This window comes from Candidatus Eisenbacteria bacterium, assembly GCA_013140805.1.
Taxonomy (GTDB): domain Bacteria; phylum Eisenbacteria; class RBG-16-71-46; order RBG-16-71-46; family RBG-16-71-46; genus JABFRW01.
In genome coordinates this window covers 50,671-65,924 of sequence record JABFRW010000033.1, presented here as the reverse complement: position 1 = coordinate 65,924, position 15,254 = coordinate 50,671, and the positions used below count along the sequence as shown (strand labels likewise).

The following is a 15,254-nucleotide window of genomic DNA, read 5'->3' as shown; positions in this document are numbered from 1 at the left end:
GGCGTGTTGAGCCACGCGGTGCCGAGATCGGCGGTGCTGCGCAGCGCCAGCACCGCGTGGCTCAACACGCCGAGCCCATCCGCCTCGTGAGTCGAGAACGGACCGAGCCCTCCACGCGTCGCGAGGTCGCCCATCGTTTCTCCCTGGCTCAGGCGACCTGACGGGGGCTTTCGGCCTCTCCGTCCGGGCGCGTGCGTCGCTCCGTGATCACAACGCTGCCGGCGATGCCCTTGCCGAGTTCCTTGAGTTCCTGTGCCATGTCGTTGAGTTCCGCGCGGTGGCTGACGGGGTGACGGTCGGTGCGCACCAGCGCGATCGTGACCGACATGAGCGGAAAGCGATCGAGCACATGACGGCGATTCAACACCTCGATGTGGCCGTGGGCGCGATCTTCCGCGTCGTAGAGGTCGGGCGTGAGCCGATCGAACTCGTGGCGCACGTGCTCGGCGACCGCTTCGGCCGACGACGTCTCGGTCACCAGGATGAAGTCGTCGCCGCCGATGTGGCCGACGAAGTCACCGGCGGTGCCGCGCGTCTGGACCCCTTCGACCAGAATGCGCGCCATCAAGCGGATCGCTTCGTCGCCGCGCGCATAGCCGTAGTGATCGTTGAACGCTTTGAACGAATCGATGTCGATGGCGACCAGCGCGAACGGCTCCTCCGCCGCCAGGCGACGCTCGACCTCGGCGTGAATGGTGAGGTTGCCGGGCAGTCCCGTGAGCGGATTCGCGGAGCGCTGCTGACGACTCCACTCGAGCACGTTGCGGACGCGCTGCAGCAGCTCGCGGGCTTCCCACGGCTTGGTGACGTAGTCGTTGGCGCCGCCGCGCAGGCCCTCGAGACGATCGTCCATCTCGTTCTTCGCGGTCAGCAGGATGATCGGAATGTGTCGGGTCTGGAATGCCGCGCGCAGCCGCCGGCACACTTCGAAGCCGTCGAGGTGCGGCATCATGACGTCGAGCAGCACCAGATCGGGCAGATGCTGATTCGCCAGCTCGAGTGCGGCCTGACCATCACGTGCCTCGATCACCTCGAAGCCCGCGGCCATGAGCTGGAGCCCCAACACCTCGCGCAGGTGCGGTTCGTCTTCGGCGATGAGGATGCGAAATTCGGGCACGGTAGGGCTGGATCCTCGCGGTCCGCAGGGGGATGCGCGCGCCGTTCGGGCCGTCCCCGAACGCGCTCAGTCGCCACCGGTATCGGCCGTTTGGCTGCGGGACTTGATCGGCGGAACGCACTCGATCGAGCGGTTTGGAGCGACCAACCCGCTGCCCGACAAGGATTCTCGGGCCCGCAAGTGCTCCTAGCCGACCTGCAGCGGGAGCCCCGACTCCTCGAGCGAGGCGATCGCGTCCAGATCGACCTCGGAGGCCGCCCCGCGCGCCAGCTTCCAGGCGCCGAGCTGCGCGATCATGGCCGCGTTGTCGGCGCACAGCCGCGGCGACGGGAGCCGCAACGGAATCCCGCGCCGCCCGCACGCGGTCGCGAGCCGCTCACGCAGCGCACGATTGCACGCCACACCACCGCCGAGCGTGACCGCCCGCGCCGCGAATGCTTCGACCGCCCGCATCGTCTTGGCCTCGAGCACCTCGACGACCGCGGCCTGGAACGAGGCCGCCACATCGCGCAGCAGGTCGTCCGAGTAGGGCGGCTCGCCATGCGGCGCGAGCGCGTGCGAGACCGCGGTCTTGAGGCCCGAGAACGAAAGGTCGTAGCCGGGCTGATGCAGCATCGGCCGCGGAAAATCGAATGCCCGAGGATTGCCATCGGCCGCGAGCCGATCGATCAGCGGCCCGCCCGGAAAGCCGAGACCCAGGCGCTTGGCCACCTTGTCGTACGCCTCACCCGCCGCGTCGTCGCCCGTCGAGCCGAGCCAGCGATATCGGCCCACCCCTTCGACCGCCACGATCTCGCTGTGGCCGCCGGACACCACCAGCGCGATCGCCGGCAGCGGACATTCACCGTGTTCGAGCGAGGCCGCGTGGAGGTGCGCCTCGATGTGGTTCACCCCCACCACCGGAATTCCGAGTGCTCGCGCATACGCCTTCGCAAACGCCACACCAACCACCAGTGAACCCACCAGACCCGGAGCGTTCGTGACCGCCACCGCGGTCAGCTCGCGCGCGCCGAGTCCCGCCTCCTCGAGTGCGCGGGTGACGAGCGTCGGGAGCAACTCGAGATGCGCGCGCGCCGCCAGCTCCGGCACCACGCCACCGTAGAGCTGATGCAGATCCTGCGCAGCGATCAGGTGCGATCGCAGGTGCACGCCGTTCTCGAGCACGGCGACCGAGGTGTCGTCGCACGAAGACTCGATGCCGAGCACCATCCGATCGGAACGCGGCACGGCATCGCGTGAGTCCGAGCGGGCGGATTCGGGGGTCATCGCGTCTCGTCGGGTGGCGCCATCTCGAGCGCCTCGTCGAGCCACGCCATGTAGCGCGGCGCCCCCGCCGCCATGCGCACGGCGATGCACTCCGGAATCTCGTACGGGTGCAGCTCGTGCAGGCGCGACATCAGCGCCGGCCAGTCCTGCTTGCGGGTCTTGAGCAGCACCACCACCTCGCGCTCGTCGGCGACCGCGCCCTTCCAGCGATAGATCGAACGCGCACCCGGCAGCAGGTTGCCGCACGCCGCGAGCCGCTCCTCGACCAGCACGCGCACCACGCGCGCGGCGTCGTCTTCGTTCGCGAAGCTCGTGAATACGATCAGGGCATCCGTCACGGGGGCTCTCCTTGGGACCGCGGGGGAGCGAAGTGTAGCATCGCGTTCCGATGCCGAAGCAGTGGGTACTCCACGCCATTTGTTCCGCACTCGCGCTCACGTTGATCGCGATCGCACTCGGTGGCGCGACGCGCTCGCCGCGTCGACTGCCGCCGATCGTGTTCGTGTCGCGCGCTCCGATTGCCGGCGATCCGCTCGCGGTGCCGGGACTCGGCCCGGTACATCGAGCGGTTGTAACGCGCGGGCGGCTGATGTTGCGCGAAAGCGATGGACGCGTGCGCGAGCTGGGCGAACCACGCGCGTTCCTCGATGTCGCCAATCCGGCGGTGTCACCCGATGGCCGGCGCGTGGTGTTTTCGGCGATGCGCTCCACGGACACGGCGTGGGCTCTGTTCCTCGTCGAGCTCTCGAGCGGCCGGGTGAACCGGCTGTTCGAACCTCCGATGTATGGCCCGTCCGAGGCGTTTGCGCTCGGTGATTTCGAACCCTGCTGGATCTCGGATTCGCTGCTCGCGTTCGTCCGCATCGTGCCGTGGGCGAGTCAGTACCCGGTTGGACAGGTGACCGAGTTGAGAGTCGCGCGACTCGATCCTCATGGCGGCACCCGTGACCTCGCCCGGCCCGCGACTGCGCCGGCTCACCGCAGCGTTCGCGTGAGTGCCGAGCGTAACGGCGCCTCCGAGCCGGTGTGGGACTCGCGCAAAGGTCGTCTGGTCTACAGCCGCTGGTGGTTCAATCGCTGGCTGCCGACCGACACTTCACCCGGCCTCACGCTCGACTCGGCGCAATCGATCGCGCGGGACACCGTGAATCTCTGGCAGCTGGTGTCCACGAATGCCGACGGCAGCGACCTGCGCCTCGCGGCCTCGGGGCTCACGACGCGGCTCGAGAGCACCGGCGATCAGCCCGCGATCCTCACCGACGGCTCGATCGTGGCGGTGCAGGCCGCCAATCCCGGCCTCGCGCCGCGCAGCGGCCCACTCGCGCTGCTGCGCTTCGCGCCGCGGCTCGGCCACGCGCGGCGCATCGCGGGTGCGGCGATCGATCCGGAGGATGCAAGTTTCTATGGCTCCGCGCGCGGGCTCGCCGCACCCTCGGCGTGCGCGCCGGCCGCACTGCCGGACGGCGGCGTCGTGTTCAGCTATGACGCATCGGCGCGCGGCGACTTCGGGCTCTACACCTGCGATCGAGACGGACGTCGACTCGAGAAGTTGTTCGACCTCCCCGGCACCCATGAACTGGACGCCGCACCGGTGGTGAAGCGGGCCGTCGGCGTGGCCGAGCGCGACGCGATGAAGCGCGTTCGGGCCGTCGAAGCGCGGGCGGGCGAGACTCGAGCGTGGCCACCCGGGTCGCTCGAAGGGCGGGCTGCGTCGGACACCTTTCGCTTCCTCGATCGCGATGTCTTCGCGGGCGGGAGTGCTCGCCCCGGCGTTGACGTCGCTCCGATTCGGACTTCGGGGGCGCGCATTCGCTTCTGGGCGACGCTTGCCAGCGCTCACGGCGTCAACGCCGACACCGCCGTGCTGGTGCACGAGCAGGCGATCGGCCGCGATGGCCGCGTCGATGCGCGACTGCCCGCCGACGTCCCGCTGTTCGAGCAGCTCGTCGACTCGAGCGGACGCGTGTTGCGCACCGGTCGCGGCTTCGCACACGTGAGAGGGCAGAACTCGGGACGCCGCGGCGAAACCGTGAGCTGCGTCGGTTGCCACCTCGGGCACTCGATCGTGCCGGTGCCGCGCGGCAACTGAGGTGCGCTTCGAGGCGCGTGCGACTCCCTGATAAGGTGCGCCGATGAGCACTTCCTTCACGCCCCACGCACCGACACTCGAACGCATGCAGCGCTGGCGCGACGATCCCGACGTGATCGGGATCGTTCAGGTCGGCTCGCGCACGCGGGGGCTCGGCGATGCGACCAGCGACGACGATCTCGAAGTCCTGTTGTCGCCCGACGCCTTCGCGCGCCTCGAGCCCGCCGCGTGTCACGAGTTCGTGGTCGAGGGCGAGGGCGCGGCACGGCGCGTGATCTACGACGCGCAACTCACCTGCCTCGCCGAATACCGTCGCAAGCTCGAGTCTTCGCACGACCTCGACCACTGGCCCTACGAACGCGCAGTGGTTCACCACGACACGAGCGGCGAGATCGCAGGCGCCGTTCAGGCGCTCGCCGCGATGCCCGAGTCGTTCCGGCGCGCCCGCATCCGGCACGCGGCGATCGACGCGTGGGCGTCACTGCACCGCGCGCAGAAGACGCGCGCGCGCGGCCTCGAAGCTTCGGCGCGGCTGGTGCTCGACCGGGCAGTGCGTGCGCTGAGCCGCATCGCGTTCGCGCTCGAGGATCGATGGGTGCCGCTCGAGCATTGGTGGGAATCGGAGCTGGGTAGCCTCGCCGACCCGCACGGCCTCGCGCCGCGGTTGATGCGCGGCGTGACGGAATCCGACTCGAAGCCGCTGTTCGAGGCACTCGAAGCGCTCGCCGCGCCGCTCGAGCACTGGGGAGTTCCGCCCGATCTGCTCGGCCGCCGCGCGCTGTTCCTGACGCTCATTCACGTCTCGAACGTGGATGAGCGCGCGCGGCACGCGACGCCCTAGCGGGCCGCTTCGCTCAAGCGGCGCGGCGCGCGGCGTCCGAAGCCGGCGCCTCGGGAGCAGCCGTTTCACGCCAGGCAGCGAGCGGCGCGACATGCAGTGCATACGCGAGCGTCAATGCCGCGATGAGGTCCAGCCAGCCCGGTCGCGTGGGTAGCGGCGTGAGTCCGATCAGGGCGGCGAGCGACACCGCGGCGATCAGAAGCAGCAGCCAGGTCATGGCGAGCCGACGCGGCTCGAGCGCTGCACGCAGCGGCTGGCTCGTGACCGCGAAGCGTGGCGGGTCGCCGAGCGGGGCGGCGTGCGCGGACGCTGCGGTGTTCGATGTCGCATCCGCGGGCGGGGGCACCACGTCCGTGCTGCCCCCGCGCCACGCTTCGATTTCCGCGAGCAGCGCGCGTGCGGCGCGCCCACCCAGGCGCCCGCCCACGCCCGCGATCGGATCGAGCCCGAAGATGCCGCCGGCACCCTCCGACCCTTCCCACCGCACGCGCAGCACTCCGGTCGGAATCCAGCCCGGCCCGCGCTCGAACCACACCTCCCGAACGTGTTCGCGAGTGAGCGCGAACGAAGTCTCCTCGCCGCGGTAGACCAGTCGGTCCTGCTCCAGCCGCACGCAGCCGAGGTCCCAGATCGAGAGTTCGTCGAACAGTCGATAGGTGTGCGACGGGCTCAGCCCGACGCGCCGCTCGGCCGGGTCCCCGAGTCGCGCGAGCGAGCGCGGCACGATCGCGTGCGCCACCCACTGAAACGCCAGCCACGCCGCAATCGTGGCGGCAACGAAGCCGATCGGGCGCGCGACCGGATCGAGCCACCCCGCAACCGCGACCACGGTGGTGGCCGCGAGCGGCGGCGCCAGCAGCAGACCGAGCGAGATGCGCTGCATGAGGCCGCGCTTGAACGCGGGGCCGAACGCGCGTCTCTCGTCGAGCACCGCAGGCATCTCGTAGCAGGGCCCGAGCGGCGGAGGCGCATCGAGAGCCGCGCGCATGGCGCCGGCGTCGAGGCGATAGCTCGCGACGAGTCGCATCGCCCGCCGCTCGGTCGAAGGGTGCGTGAGCGCGAGCTCGAGCCACCGGGACCATCGCACCGGCATCTGCGCCAGCTGTCCGAGGCGCACCAGGCCGAGGATCAGCGCGCGCGGATCGGCACCGAGCTTCACCGCTTCGGCGTCGGTCGCGTACTCCATCGCCCGATGGTGCGCGAGGAGCGCGAAGAAGCCCCCGATCGGAGCAGCGATCCACACCCACCCGGGCACCAGGTCGCGCAACAGCATCGGCGCCATCACCAGCGCCGTGATCCCGATCACCATCACGCGCTGCAGACGGTCGGGGTCGCGGCGCTTCAAGTGCGCCATCTCGTGCGCCAGTACGGCGTCGACCTCTTCGCGTGACAGCGCGCCGAGCAGCACGTCCGTGAGCATCACGCGATCGCCCTGCACCGCGAACGCATTGGCGATCCGAAAGCTGCGCAACGGCACCACGTGGAGCTGCTGCAATTTGACCCCGGCGAGCGCGGCGAGCGCGAACACCCGATCGCGCAGCTCTCCGCTCATCACGGCATGCGGCAGAAGGCCGTGCAGTCGATGGCGCCGCAACGCCAGCACCAGCGTGACCGCGATCGCGGTCACCGCGAGCAGCAGTGCCGCGCGCAGTCGGTAGGCGCGCGTGGCTTCGATCGCGAGACCGATCAGCGCGGTCGGGCACAGCGCGCCGACCACCAGCGTGATCGCATCCTCGAGCGCCTCGCGAGCACTCCAGGCCGTCATGCGCGCCCGGCGCGCGACGGCCTGCACCAGCAGTCCGTTGAGCGCCACGAACACGACCGGCGGCGCCACCACCGCGAGCAGCCCCAGCGACGGAGCGTGCGAGTCCGGAATACCGCGCTGCATGAGCATGCGCATCACGCCCGGAATCGTGATCATGAGCCAGCTCATGAACGCGAGGCCCGAGATCCACCCGGCCCGCTGCGCGGTTGCGAAGAACGGCACCGCGCCGACGCGCCGTTCCACGGCGAGCGCGAAGCGGTGATTCCAGAGCGCGAGACCCGCCGCAACGACGAGCCAGACGACGAACGGCGGCATGCCAGGCATGCCGCCGTTATCGGTGCGGACCGCTCTCGATCTGAAGCTCGGTTAGAACTCCAACCCGAACGTGACCGGGACGACCTGAATCGACTTGGTATCCACCAGGCCGCCCTCTTCCGTGTACATGTTGTCGACGCGGCCCTGGCCCCACAGGCGCATCGGCCCGATCTGGATCGAGAGCCCGGCACCGCCGTTCACGCCGAAGCGGGTCTCCGACACCGACTCGGTGCTCGCACCCTCGAGGTCGGTGCTCAGGTTGTAGGCGCCGAGCCCCAGCAGGACGTAGGGGCGAACCGGGCCTTTGATGAGGTCGAACTTGAGATCGGCGAGACCCGCGAGCATCTGGCTGGTGCCGATCGGGCTCGCGCCGGGACTCGGTACTCCGCTCGTGACCTCGGCATCCGACAGGTCGAACTTGGAGAATGAGACGTTCACGCCGAAGCCGAACGGCAGCATCGCGGGCTGGAATCGCACGTAGGCATTGCCGTTGAAGCCGCGATCGAGCGCGTCGCCCGCCTCGTTCAAGGGCATCGCAATGCCGCCACCGATGCCGAACACGATCGGGCGCGTGGACGGCATGCCTCCGAGCCCGGACAGTTCGGACATCCCGCGCTGGGCCATCGCGATGCCGGGGAGTGCGAACAGGGCCAGAGCGAGGACGCCGAGAACGTGGGCGGCGAAACGAGGGTCGAACCGCGACATGATGAAGCCTCCGAGGTGGGGGATCACTCCGTGGCCGGCCCGTCGGGGCCCGTTCGGAGCACGTGGGTCACACCGTAAAGACGCCTCAATTCGCCGCGAGTCACACGAGAGACCGGCAATCGGGTCAGCCCCGAGCCCCGCCGCCCTACGCGATTCCGATCACGTGGGCGAGCCAGCCTTCCTGGTTCTCGAACCGCCGCTTCAGCCGGTAGGTGTCGTCGGGGCGATCGTGCTTCGCGTTCCAGCCCTCGACGTACACCTCGCTGGCGCGAAAGCCGGCCTCGGCGATGGCGTCGCGCAGCTCCGGCAGCGTCCACAGCCGCCAGTCGTAGCGGAAAGCGTTGCGGATCCGCCGGCCGTCGCGCAGCTCGAAGTGGATGGCGCACTGGATGTCGTGGTCGATCGGATTGAAGCTGCGGTGCTCCCACACGTAGGTGAAGCCCGGGACCAGATCCCCGGCGATGCTGGTCGAGGTCGGTACGCGGGTGCGCTCGGTGAGCTTCTGCAGCGCTCCGGTGCCGCCGAACGCGTTCGCCACCAGCATGCCGCCGGGCTTGAGCGAACGCCGCACGCAGGTGAAGTACCGCACCAGTTCGGCGCGCTGCTTGAACACCCAGTAGGAGAAATTCAGCGCCACCACCACGTCGACCGCGGGACGCCGCACGCGACGCACGTCCCCGCACACCAGTGTCAGCCGCTCGGCCGAGCGGCGCAGTCGCGGCACTCGATGCATGCGCGCCCATGCCAGCGTGGCGGCATCGAGGTCCACGCCCCAGGCGCGATTCGCCGGACGCCGCAGCACCCACGCGCCCGCCAGCTGAGCGGTGCCGCAGAAATCCTCGCGCAGGTCCCGAAAGGTGCCGCGGTGGTGACGCCGATACACCCGCTCGAGAAAATCGAGGTCGTATTCGACCCCCTGCACGGCAGCCTCATAGAGGACATGGCGATCCGGACGCACGGAAATCCCTTTCGAACGTGGGCTTCGACCTGTGGCGACCGGATGCTATTGTCCGCCGCTCGCCAACCCTCCGAGGGTGGCGCATCCTCGCACGCTCCTTGATCCAATCCCAAATATTCGGAGGCATTTCCGCGATGATTTCGGTGCTGTCGTGCGTACTCGCCGTTTCGCTGTTCGCGAGTGGAACCCCCAACACCTCGACCTCGGCCAAGCCAGTCAAAGCGGCTGCGAAGAAGGTCGTCGATCTCAAGAAGGAAGCCGCCATGAAGGAAATCGACACCCAGTGCATGAACGCCAAGATCGATACCAAGAACCCGTCGTGGCGCACCTCGCTGCCGAAGCCGACGCCGGTCAAGTTCGACCCCGCGCGCCAGTACTTCATGCGCATGGTGACGAACAAGGGAACAGTGTTGATCCAGTTCATGCCGGACGTCGCTCCGATGCACGTCACGAACTTCATGTACCTGACGCAGCTGGGGTTCTTCGACGGCCTCAAGTTCCATCGCGTGATCCCGGGCTTCATGGCGCAGGGCGGCGATCCGCTCGGCAGCGGCATGGGCGGCCCCGGCTACCAGTTCGACGGCGAGTTCAGCCCCGGCGCCAAGCACGATCGCGGCGGCCTGCTCTCGATGGCGAACGCCGGCCCCGGCACCGACGGCAGCCAGTTCTTCCTGACCTTCGTCGCGACTCCGTGGCTCGACGGCAGGCACTCGATCTTCGGCTCGGTCGTCGAAGGCATGGACGTCCTGAAGGCGCTCGAAGCGGTCGGCTCGTCGAGCGGCAAGACCAGTGAAGTCGTGATGCTCGAGAAGGCCACGATCGAAGTGAAGTAACCGATCCACTCGCCCGGGCGGCCGCGATGTCGCGGCCGCCGCCGCGCCTCCGCGCGAACTCTCCCCTTCGCTTTGGAATCCCGACATGCGCGAGCCACTCGTTGAGTTGAAGACCCGGCTTCAGGAAATCTTCGACCTCCGCATGACGGGGTCGGTGTTGAGCTGGGATCAGTCCACCTACATGCCGCCCGGCGGTGCCGCGGCGCGCGGACGACAGATGGCGACGGTCGGCGCGATCGCGCACCAGCGCCTCGTGGATCCCGCGATCGGGAAGCTGCTCGAAACCCTCGAGCCGTGGGCCGCGAAGCAGCCCTACGACTCGGACGACGCCGCGCTGATTCGCGTGACCCGGCGTGAGTACGACCAGGCGATCAAGGTGCCGGCGGAACTGATCTCGGAACTCAATCGCCACATCGCACACTCGTATCAGGAGTGGGCCGAGGCGCGGCCCGCGAACGACTTCGCGCGCGTTCGCCCGTTGCTCGAGAAGACGCTCGAGCTGAGCCGCCGCTACGCCGACTGCTTCCCCGGCTACGAGAGCATCGCCGATCCGCTGATCGACTACTCGGACTACGGCATGAAGGCATCGAGCGTGCGCGCGGTGTTCGCCGAGTTGCGTGCACGGCTGGTGCCGCTGGCGCGCGCGATCGCGGAGCAGCCGCCGATCGACGAGTCGGTGCTGCATCGGCGCGTGCCGGCCGATCGGCAGATGGCGTTCGCGACCGCGATGGTGAAGCGCTTCGGCTACGACTACGAGCGCGGCCGCCAGGACATCACGCTCCATCCGTTCATGACCAAGTTCTCGCTCGGCGACGTGCGCATCACCGCGCGCGTCAACGAGGACGACTTCAGCGACGGCCTGTTCAGCATGCTCCACGAAGCCGGTCACGCCATGTACGAGCAGGGCATCCGCATGGACCTCGAAGGCACCCCGCTCGCGAACGGCACCTCGTCGGGCGTTCACGAGAGCCAGTCCCGACTGTGGGAGAACCTGGTCGGCCGCAGCCGCGGATTCTGGCAGTTCGCGTTCCCGCTGCTGCGCGATGCATTCGGCGACTCGATCTCCGGCGTGAGCGAAGAAGCGTTCTACCGTGCGATCAATCGCGTCAAGCGCAGCCTGGTCCGCACCGAGGCCGACGAGGTCACCTACAACCTGCACGTCATGATCCGTTTCGATCTCGAGCTCGACCTGCTCGAGGGACGGCTGGCGATCAAGGATCTTCCGGAAGCCTGGCATGCGCGCTATCAGCAGGACCTCGGGGTGCGGGCACCCGACGATCGCGACGGCATCCTGCAGGACGTTCACTGGTATGCCGGCCTGATCGGCGGCGCGTTCCAGGGCTACACGCTCGGCAACATCATGGGCGGGCAGTTCTACGCCGCGGCACTGAAGGCGCTTCCGACGATCCCCGACGACATCGCGCGCGGCGAGTTCGCGAACCTGCACGGCTGGATGCGCGACCACATCTACCAGCACGGCTCCAAGTTCACCGCGGATGAGCTGCTGATGCGCGTGACCGGCGGGCCGCTCAGCGTCGAGCCGTACATGACGTATCTGTGGGGCAAGTACGCGCCGCTCTACGGACTCGAATCGCGCGAGGCGGCCGGCGCGCGAAGCTGAGGCGCTCGTATCTCTTTGCGAGATGCGGACAGTCCGAACCGCACGGCCGTGGCATCCTCCGATCCAATGCGACACATCACCTCACTCGTGCGGCTCGCCGGCGGCCTGACGCTCGCCGGCGTCGCGCTGATCGCGGGCTGCTCGGCCTCGCCGGAGCGGGCCGGTCACGATGCGTCGGAACACTCGGACTCGACGCTCGCGGCCGCCGCGGACTCGATCGGGCCGGCGCTCGAGCGTGTGACCGCGGCCGAACTTCGCGCGCGAGCGCGAGCGGCCGGTGGTCGCGCGACCCTCGTCAACCTGTGGGCCACGTGGTGCGCTCCGTGCCGCGAGGAGTTCCCCGACATCGTGCGGCTCGCCGCAGCGCATCGCGATCGCGGCCTGCGCGTGTTGTTCGTGTCCGCCGACTTCGACGACCAGGCTCCGCAGGTGCGTGCGTTTCTCGCGCAGCATCATGCGCCTGAACCGTGGCTGCTCAAGACCGGCGACGATCAAGCATTCATCAACGGCATCGACGGACGTTGGAGTGGAGCGCTGCCCGCCACTCTGGTGCTCGATGCGCAAGGAAACGTCACCGCGTTCTGGGAAGGTCGCGCGGACTACGCGCGATTCGAACAGGCGGTGCTGCCATTGCTCGCTTCCTCACCCGCAATCCCCGGAGGCACTCCATGAAGTCTCTGATTCGTCTGGCGGCTGTGGCCGCGCTCGCCACGCTCACGTTGACGACCCTGGCATCCGATTCGAGCGCGCTCGCGATCGGCGAGGTCGCCCCGCAGACCGACGTCGCACTGCAGAACGTCGACGGCAAGTCGCTGACCCTCGCAAACGTCGCCGGCAAGAAGGGCACGCTGGTGGTGTTCACCTGCAACGCATGTCCGTTCGCCAAGGCGTGGGAGTCGCGGGTCGCCAAGCTCGGCAATCAGGCGCTCGGCCAGGGCATCGGAGTGATCGCGATCAACTCGAACGACCCGTCCGTGAACGCCGAGGACAGCTACGCGCAGATGCAGTCCCGCGCGAAGACGCTCGGACTCAAGTTTCCGTACGTGGTGGACGCCCACTCGAACCTCGCACGGGCGTTCGGTGCGACGCGCACGCCTGAAGTGTTCCTGTTCGATGCCGCGGGCAAGCTCGTCTATCACGGCGCGATCGACGACAACTCGCGTGACGCCAAGGCCGTGAAGGAACCCTATCTGCGCAATGCGGTGGCCGCGGTGGCTTCGAACAAGGCCGTGACGCTGGCCGAGACCAAGTCGATCGGTTGCAGCATCAAGTTCCACGAGAAGAGCTCGGACTAGTCACATCGCGGGGTCGGCGTGAGGGCTCAGCCCTCACGCCCCCGCGGCAGGACCGCGTGCCGCATGCCAGAACTTCCGGACGTCGTCGTCTACGTCGAGCACCTGCAGCGGCGATTGATCGGCGCGCGGCTCGAGCGGGTACGGGTGCGCAGCCTGAACCTGTTGCGCACCGCCGATCCTCCGCTCGAAGCGTGTGACGGCCGCGCGGTCACGGGTGTGACGCGGCTCGGCAAGCGAATCGTGCTCGCACTCGAGCGCGAGTGGTTCCTCGCGATCCATCTCATGATCTCGGGGCGCTTCCGCTGGCGTGACGCCGCGGCGACGCCGGTCGCGATTCCCGGCAAGGTGGGGCTCGCCGCATTCGACTTCGATCGCGGCACCTTGCTCCTGACCGAGGCTTCGAGCCATCAGCGCGCCGCGCTGCACGTGCTCGCCGGAACCCCGGAACTTCGCGCGCTCGACCCGGGCGGCCTCGAGCCGCTCGAGGCGAGCCGTGAAGAGTTCGCGCTGCGGCTCAGACTCGAGGACCACACGCTCAAGCGCGCGCTCACCGATCCGCGTCTGTTCAGCGGGATCGGCAACTCGTATTCGGACGAGATCCTGCACCGCGCGCGGCTCTCGCCGTTGCGCCGCACCGCGCGACTGGACGACGCAACGATCGAGACGCTATGGAACGCAACCCGCGAGGTGCTGACCGAGTGGACCGAGCGGCTGCGATCGCAGAGCGGCGATCGGTTCCCCGAGAAGGTCACCGCGTTTCGCCCCGAGATGGCGGTGCACGGCCGTTTCAAGCTGCCGTGTCCGGTGTGCGGGGCGCCGGTGCAGCGCATCGTCTACGCCGAACACGAGACGAACTATTGCGCGCGCTGCCAGACCGGAGGGCGTCTGCTCGCGGATCGCGCGCTGTCGCGACTGCTCAAACGCGACTGGCCCAGGTCGCTCGAGGAACTCGAAGAGTCGCGACGACCCGACTAGGGCGCGATCGCCTCGGGAATCGCAGCACCCGGTCCCGCGTCCATGCGTTTCTTGACCGCGCCCATGAACGGCAGGCACGCCAGACACACGAGTCCGATCACGCAATCGGCGGCGAGCGTCTTCGGATACCCGAATCGCTCGACCGCCCAGCCCTGCCACTGCGCGCTGAACGAGATTGCGAGATTCATGAGCGCCATGTAGGCGGTGAACTGAGTCGCCGCCACTCGAGGCGTGGTGACGTCCATGAACAGCGCCGTGCGGATGCCGTAGTAAAGACCCTGGAACACGTTGTAGATCAGCACTGTCGCCCAGAAGGTTCCGACCAGCACCGCACTCGGGACCGCGCGATTCGCGGCATCGAGCGGCACCGGCATGATCCAGTGCTGTTGATGCATCACGTAGGCGAGATAGAGGGTCGGCAGCACCGTCGCGGCCATCGTCCACGCGAGCGTGATGCGGCGGCCGAAGCGATCCGAGAGCCACCCGCCGGCGACGCAGAACACCGCCGAGATCACGGTCGACCACAGATTGATGAAGCCCACCTGCGTGTCGTTCAAGCCCAGCTCGACCGCGAGATTCGATTGCAGCGCGAGACCGAGCGCATAGGCGCCGCCCGGCAGCAGCGCGAACAGCAGTCCCACGAACGCACCCCGGCTGCCGATGAAGGCGCTGAAGGCGTCCTTGGCGAACTGTCCGATCTCGGTGCCGATCGCGACGAGCTTGCTGCCGATCACCGCCGGGCGCGGCGGACCTGGTGGCTCGCGCAACGGCAGCACCACGAACACCGTGACCAGGAGGATGGTGGCGGCGACCACGAAGAAGGTCGGCGGGAAGCCCAGATGCGGCACCAGGAACAGCACGCCGGCACCGCCGACCGCCTGGCCGATATAGGCGCCGCCGAACATGAAGCCGTTCGCGGCACCACGCTCCGCCTCGGGCAGGACGTTGACCGCGAGTGCGTCGATCGCGACGTCCATGGTGGCCGCGAACAGGTTGTGGATGAAGATGAGCACCGTGAAGAACTGCAGGTTCTTCACGTAGTCGACCGGGAACGCGATCAGCAGCGTCGCCACCATCAGCAACTGCATGATGAGGATCCAGCCGCGTCGGCGCCCGAGCCGATCCGAGGCGATCACGTCGACGAACGGCCCGGTCGCCCACTTGAATGCCCACGGCAGGTAGAGCGAGGCGACGAACGCCCCGATCTCGGCCGGGCCGAGGCCCTGGCGGCGCATCTGAGTGGCGATCGCGGTGGCCGTGAAACCGAGGGGAATGCCCTCGGTCATGTAGAGGAAGAAGAATGCGGCCATGCGACCCGGCCGAGTCGCGAGCAGATCGGGAAAGCGCATGGCGGGTCACACTGCGTGCGCCGGCGGGCAGCCGTCAAGCACGGAATGACGCGCGAGGGGCGCTCGATTCCCGAATGACGACGAGCGGAGCCTGCGCTAAGGTCTCCGGCCTCTACGTTCCCACC

At 68.5% G+C, this 15,254-nt stretch carries 14 protein-coding genes; 7 read left to right on the top strand and 7 right to left on the bottom strand.

The annotated features are described in order from the left end of the window. Nucleotides 1–148 precede the first annotated feature (148 nt). From HOP12_03650 to HOP12_03640, 3 genes are all read right to left on the bottom strand, one after another. Nucleotides 149–1,117, bottom strand: coding sequence for a response regulator (locus tag HOP12_03650; protein ID NOT33246.1), 969 nt, complete (start codon nucleotides 1,115–1,117; stop codon nucleotides 149–151). A 186-nt stretch (nucleotides 1,118–1,303) separates the two neighbouring features. Next, the gene (gene tsaD, locus HOP12_03645; protein NOT33245.1) at nucleotides 1,304–2,326 is read right to left on the bottom strand and encodes a tRNA (adenosine(37)-N6)-threonylcarbamoyltransferase complex transferase subunit TsaD; all 1,023 of its coding nucleotides are present in this window, start codon (nucleotides 2,324–2,326) and stop codon (nucleotides 1,304–1,306) included. Between the two features lie 53 nt (nucleotides 2,327–2,379). After that, nucleotides 2,380–2,721 carry a divalent-cation tolerance protein CutA gene (locus HOP12_03640; GenBank protein NOT33244.1) on the bottom strand — a complete coding sequence of 114 codons (342 nt, stop codon included), beginning with the start codon at nucleotides 2,719–2,721 and terminating at the stop codon, nucleotides 2,380–2,382. Between the two features lie 50 nt (nucleotides 2,722–2,771). On the opposite strand from HOP12_03640, the gene HOP12_03635 reads away from it, so the two are divergent. Then, a complete protein-coding gene (locus tag HOP12_03635; GenBank protein NOT33243.1) occupies nucleotides 2,772–4,472 on the top strand; it encodes a hypothetical protein in 1,701 nt (566 codons plus the stop codon). A 43-nt stretch (nucleotides 4,473–4,515) separates the two neighbouring features. Continuing rightward, nucleotides 4,516–5,313, top strand: a complete 798-nt coding sequence (locus tag HOP12_03630; protein ID NOT33242.1) for a DUF4037 domain-containing protein — start codon at nucleotides 4,516–4,518, stop codon at nucleotides 5,311–5,313. A 13-nt stretch (nucleotides 5,314–5,326) separates the two neighbouring features. Here the strand turns inward: HOP12_03630 and HOP12_03625 are convergent, their stop codons facing one another. From HOP12_03625 to HOP12_03615, 3 genes are all read right to left on the bottom strand, one after another. After that, on the bottom strand, nucleotides 5,327–7,402 hold the full coding sequence (locus HOP12_03625; GenBank protein NOT33241.1) for a M48 family metalloprotease: 2,076 nt from the start codon (nucleotides 7,400–7,402) through the stop codon (nucleotides 5,327–5,329). A gap of 42 nt (nucleotides 7,403–7,444) precedes the next feature. Next, nucleotides 7,445–8,098 carry an outer membrane beta-barrel protein gene (locus HOP12_03620; GenBank protein NOT33240.1) on the bottom strand — a complete coding sequence of 218 codons (654 nt, stop codon included), beginning with the start codon at nucleotides 8,096–8,098 and terminating at the stop codon, nucleotides 7,445–7,447. A gap of 145 nt (nucleotides 8,099–8,243) precedes the next feature. Further along, a complete protein-coding gene (locus HOP12_03615; GenBank protein NOT33239.1) occupies nucleotides 8,244–9,056 on the bottom strand; it encodes a class I SAM-dependent methyltransferase in 813 nt (270 codons plus the stop codon). Between the two features lie 263 nt (nucleotides 9,057–9,319). On the opposite strand from HOP12_03615, the gene HOP12_03610 reads away from it, so the two are divergent. From HOP12_03610 to HOP12_03590, 5 genes are all read left to right on the top strand, one after another. Then, complete coding sequence (locus tag HOP12_03610) at nucleotides 9,320–9,889, top strand: peptidylprolyl isomerase (GenBank protein ID NOT33238.1); 570 nt, start codon at nucleotides 9,320–9,322, stop codon at nucleotides 9,887–9,889. An 85-nt stretch (nucleotides 9,890–9,974) separates the two neighbouring features. Further along, nucleotides 9,975–11,510, top strand: coding sequence for a carboxypeptidase M32 (locus HOP12_03605; GenBank protein ID NOT33237.1), 1,536 nt, complete (start codon nucleotides 9,975–9,977; stop codon nucleotides 11,508–11,510). Between the two features lie 66 nt (nucleotides 11,511–11,576). Beyond that, on the top strand, nucleotides 11,577–12,182 hold the full coding sequence (locus HOP12_03600; protein ID NOT33236.1) for a TlpA family protein disulfide reductase: 606 nt from the start codon (nucleotides 11,577–11,579) through the stop codon (nucleotides 12,180–12,182). Further along, nucleotides 12,179–12,805, top strand: a complete 627-nt coding sequence (locus HOP12_03595; protein ID NOT33235.1) for a thioredoxin family protein — start codon at nucleotides 12,179–12,181, stop codon at nucleotides 12,803–12,805. The genes HOP12_03600 and HOP12_03595 overlap by 4 nt, the downstream gene beginning before the upstream one ends. 63 nt (nucleotides 12,806–12,868) lie before the next feature. Continuing rightward, nucleotides 12,869–13,780 carry a formamidopyrimidine-DNA glycosylase gene (locus tag HOP12_03590; GenBank protein ID NOT33234.1) on the top strand — a complete coding sequence of 304 codons (912 nt, stop codon included), beginning with the start codon at nucleotides 12,869–12,871 and terminating at the stop codon, nucleotides 13,778–13,780. Here the strand turns inward: HOP12_03590 and HOP12_03585 are convergent. Beyond that, nucleotides 13,777–15,129: an MFS transporter gene (locus HOP12_03585; GenBank protein ID NOT33233.1), complete on the bottom strand. Its 1,353-nt coding sequence runs from the start codon at nucleotides 15,127–15,129 to the stop codon at nucleotides 13,777–13,779. The two genes, HOP12_03590 and HOP12_03585, sit on opposite strands and share 4 nt — an antisense overlap. Nucleotides 15,130–15,254: the final 125 nt, after the last annotated feature.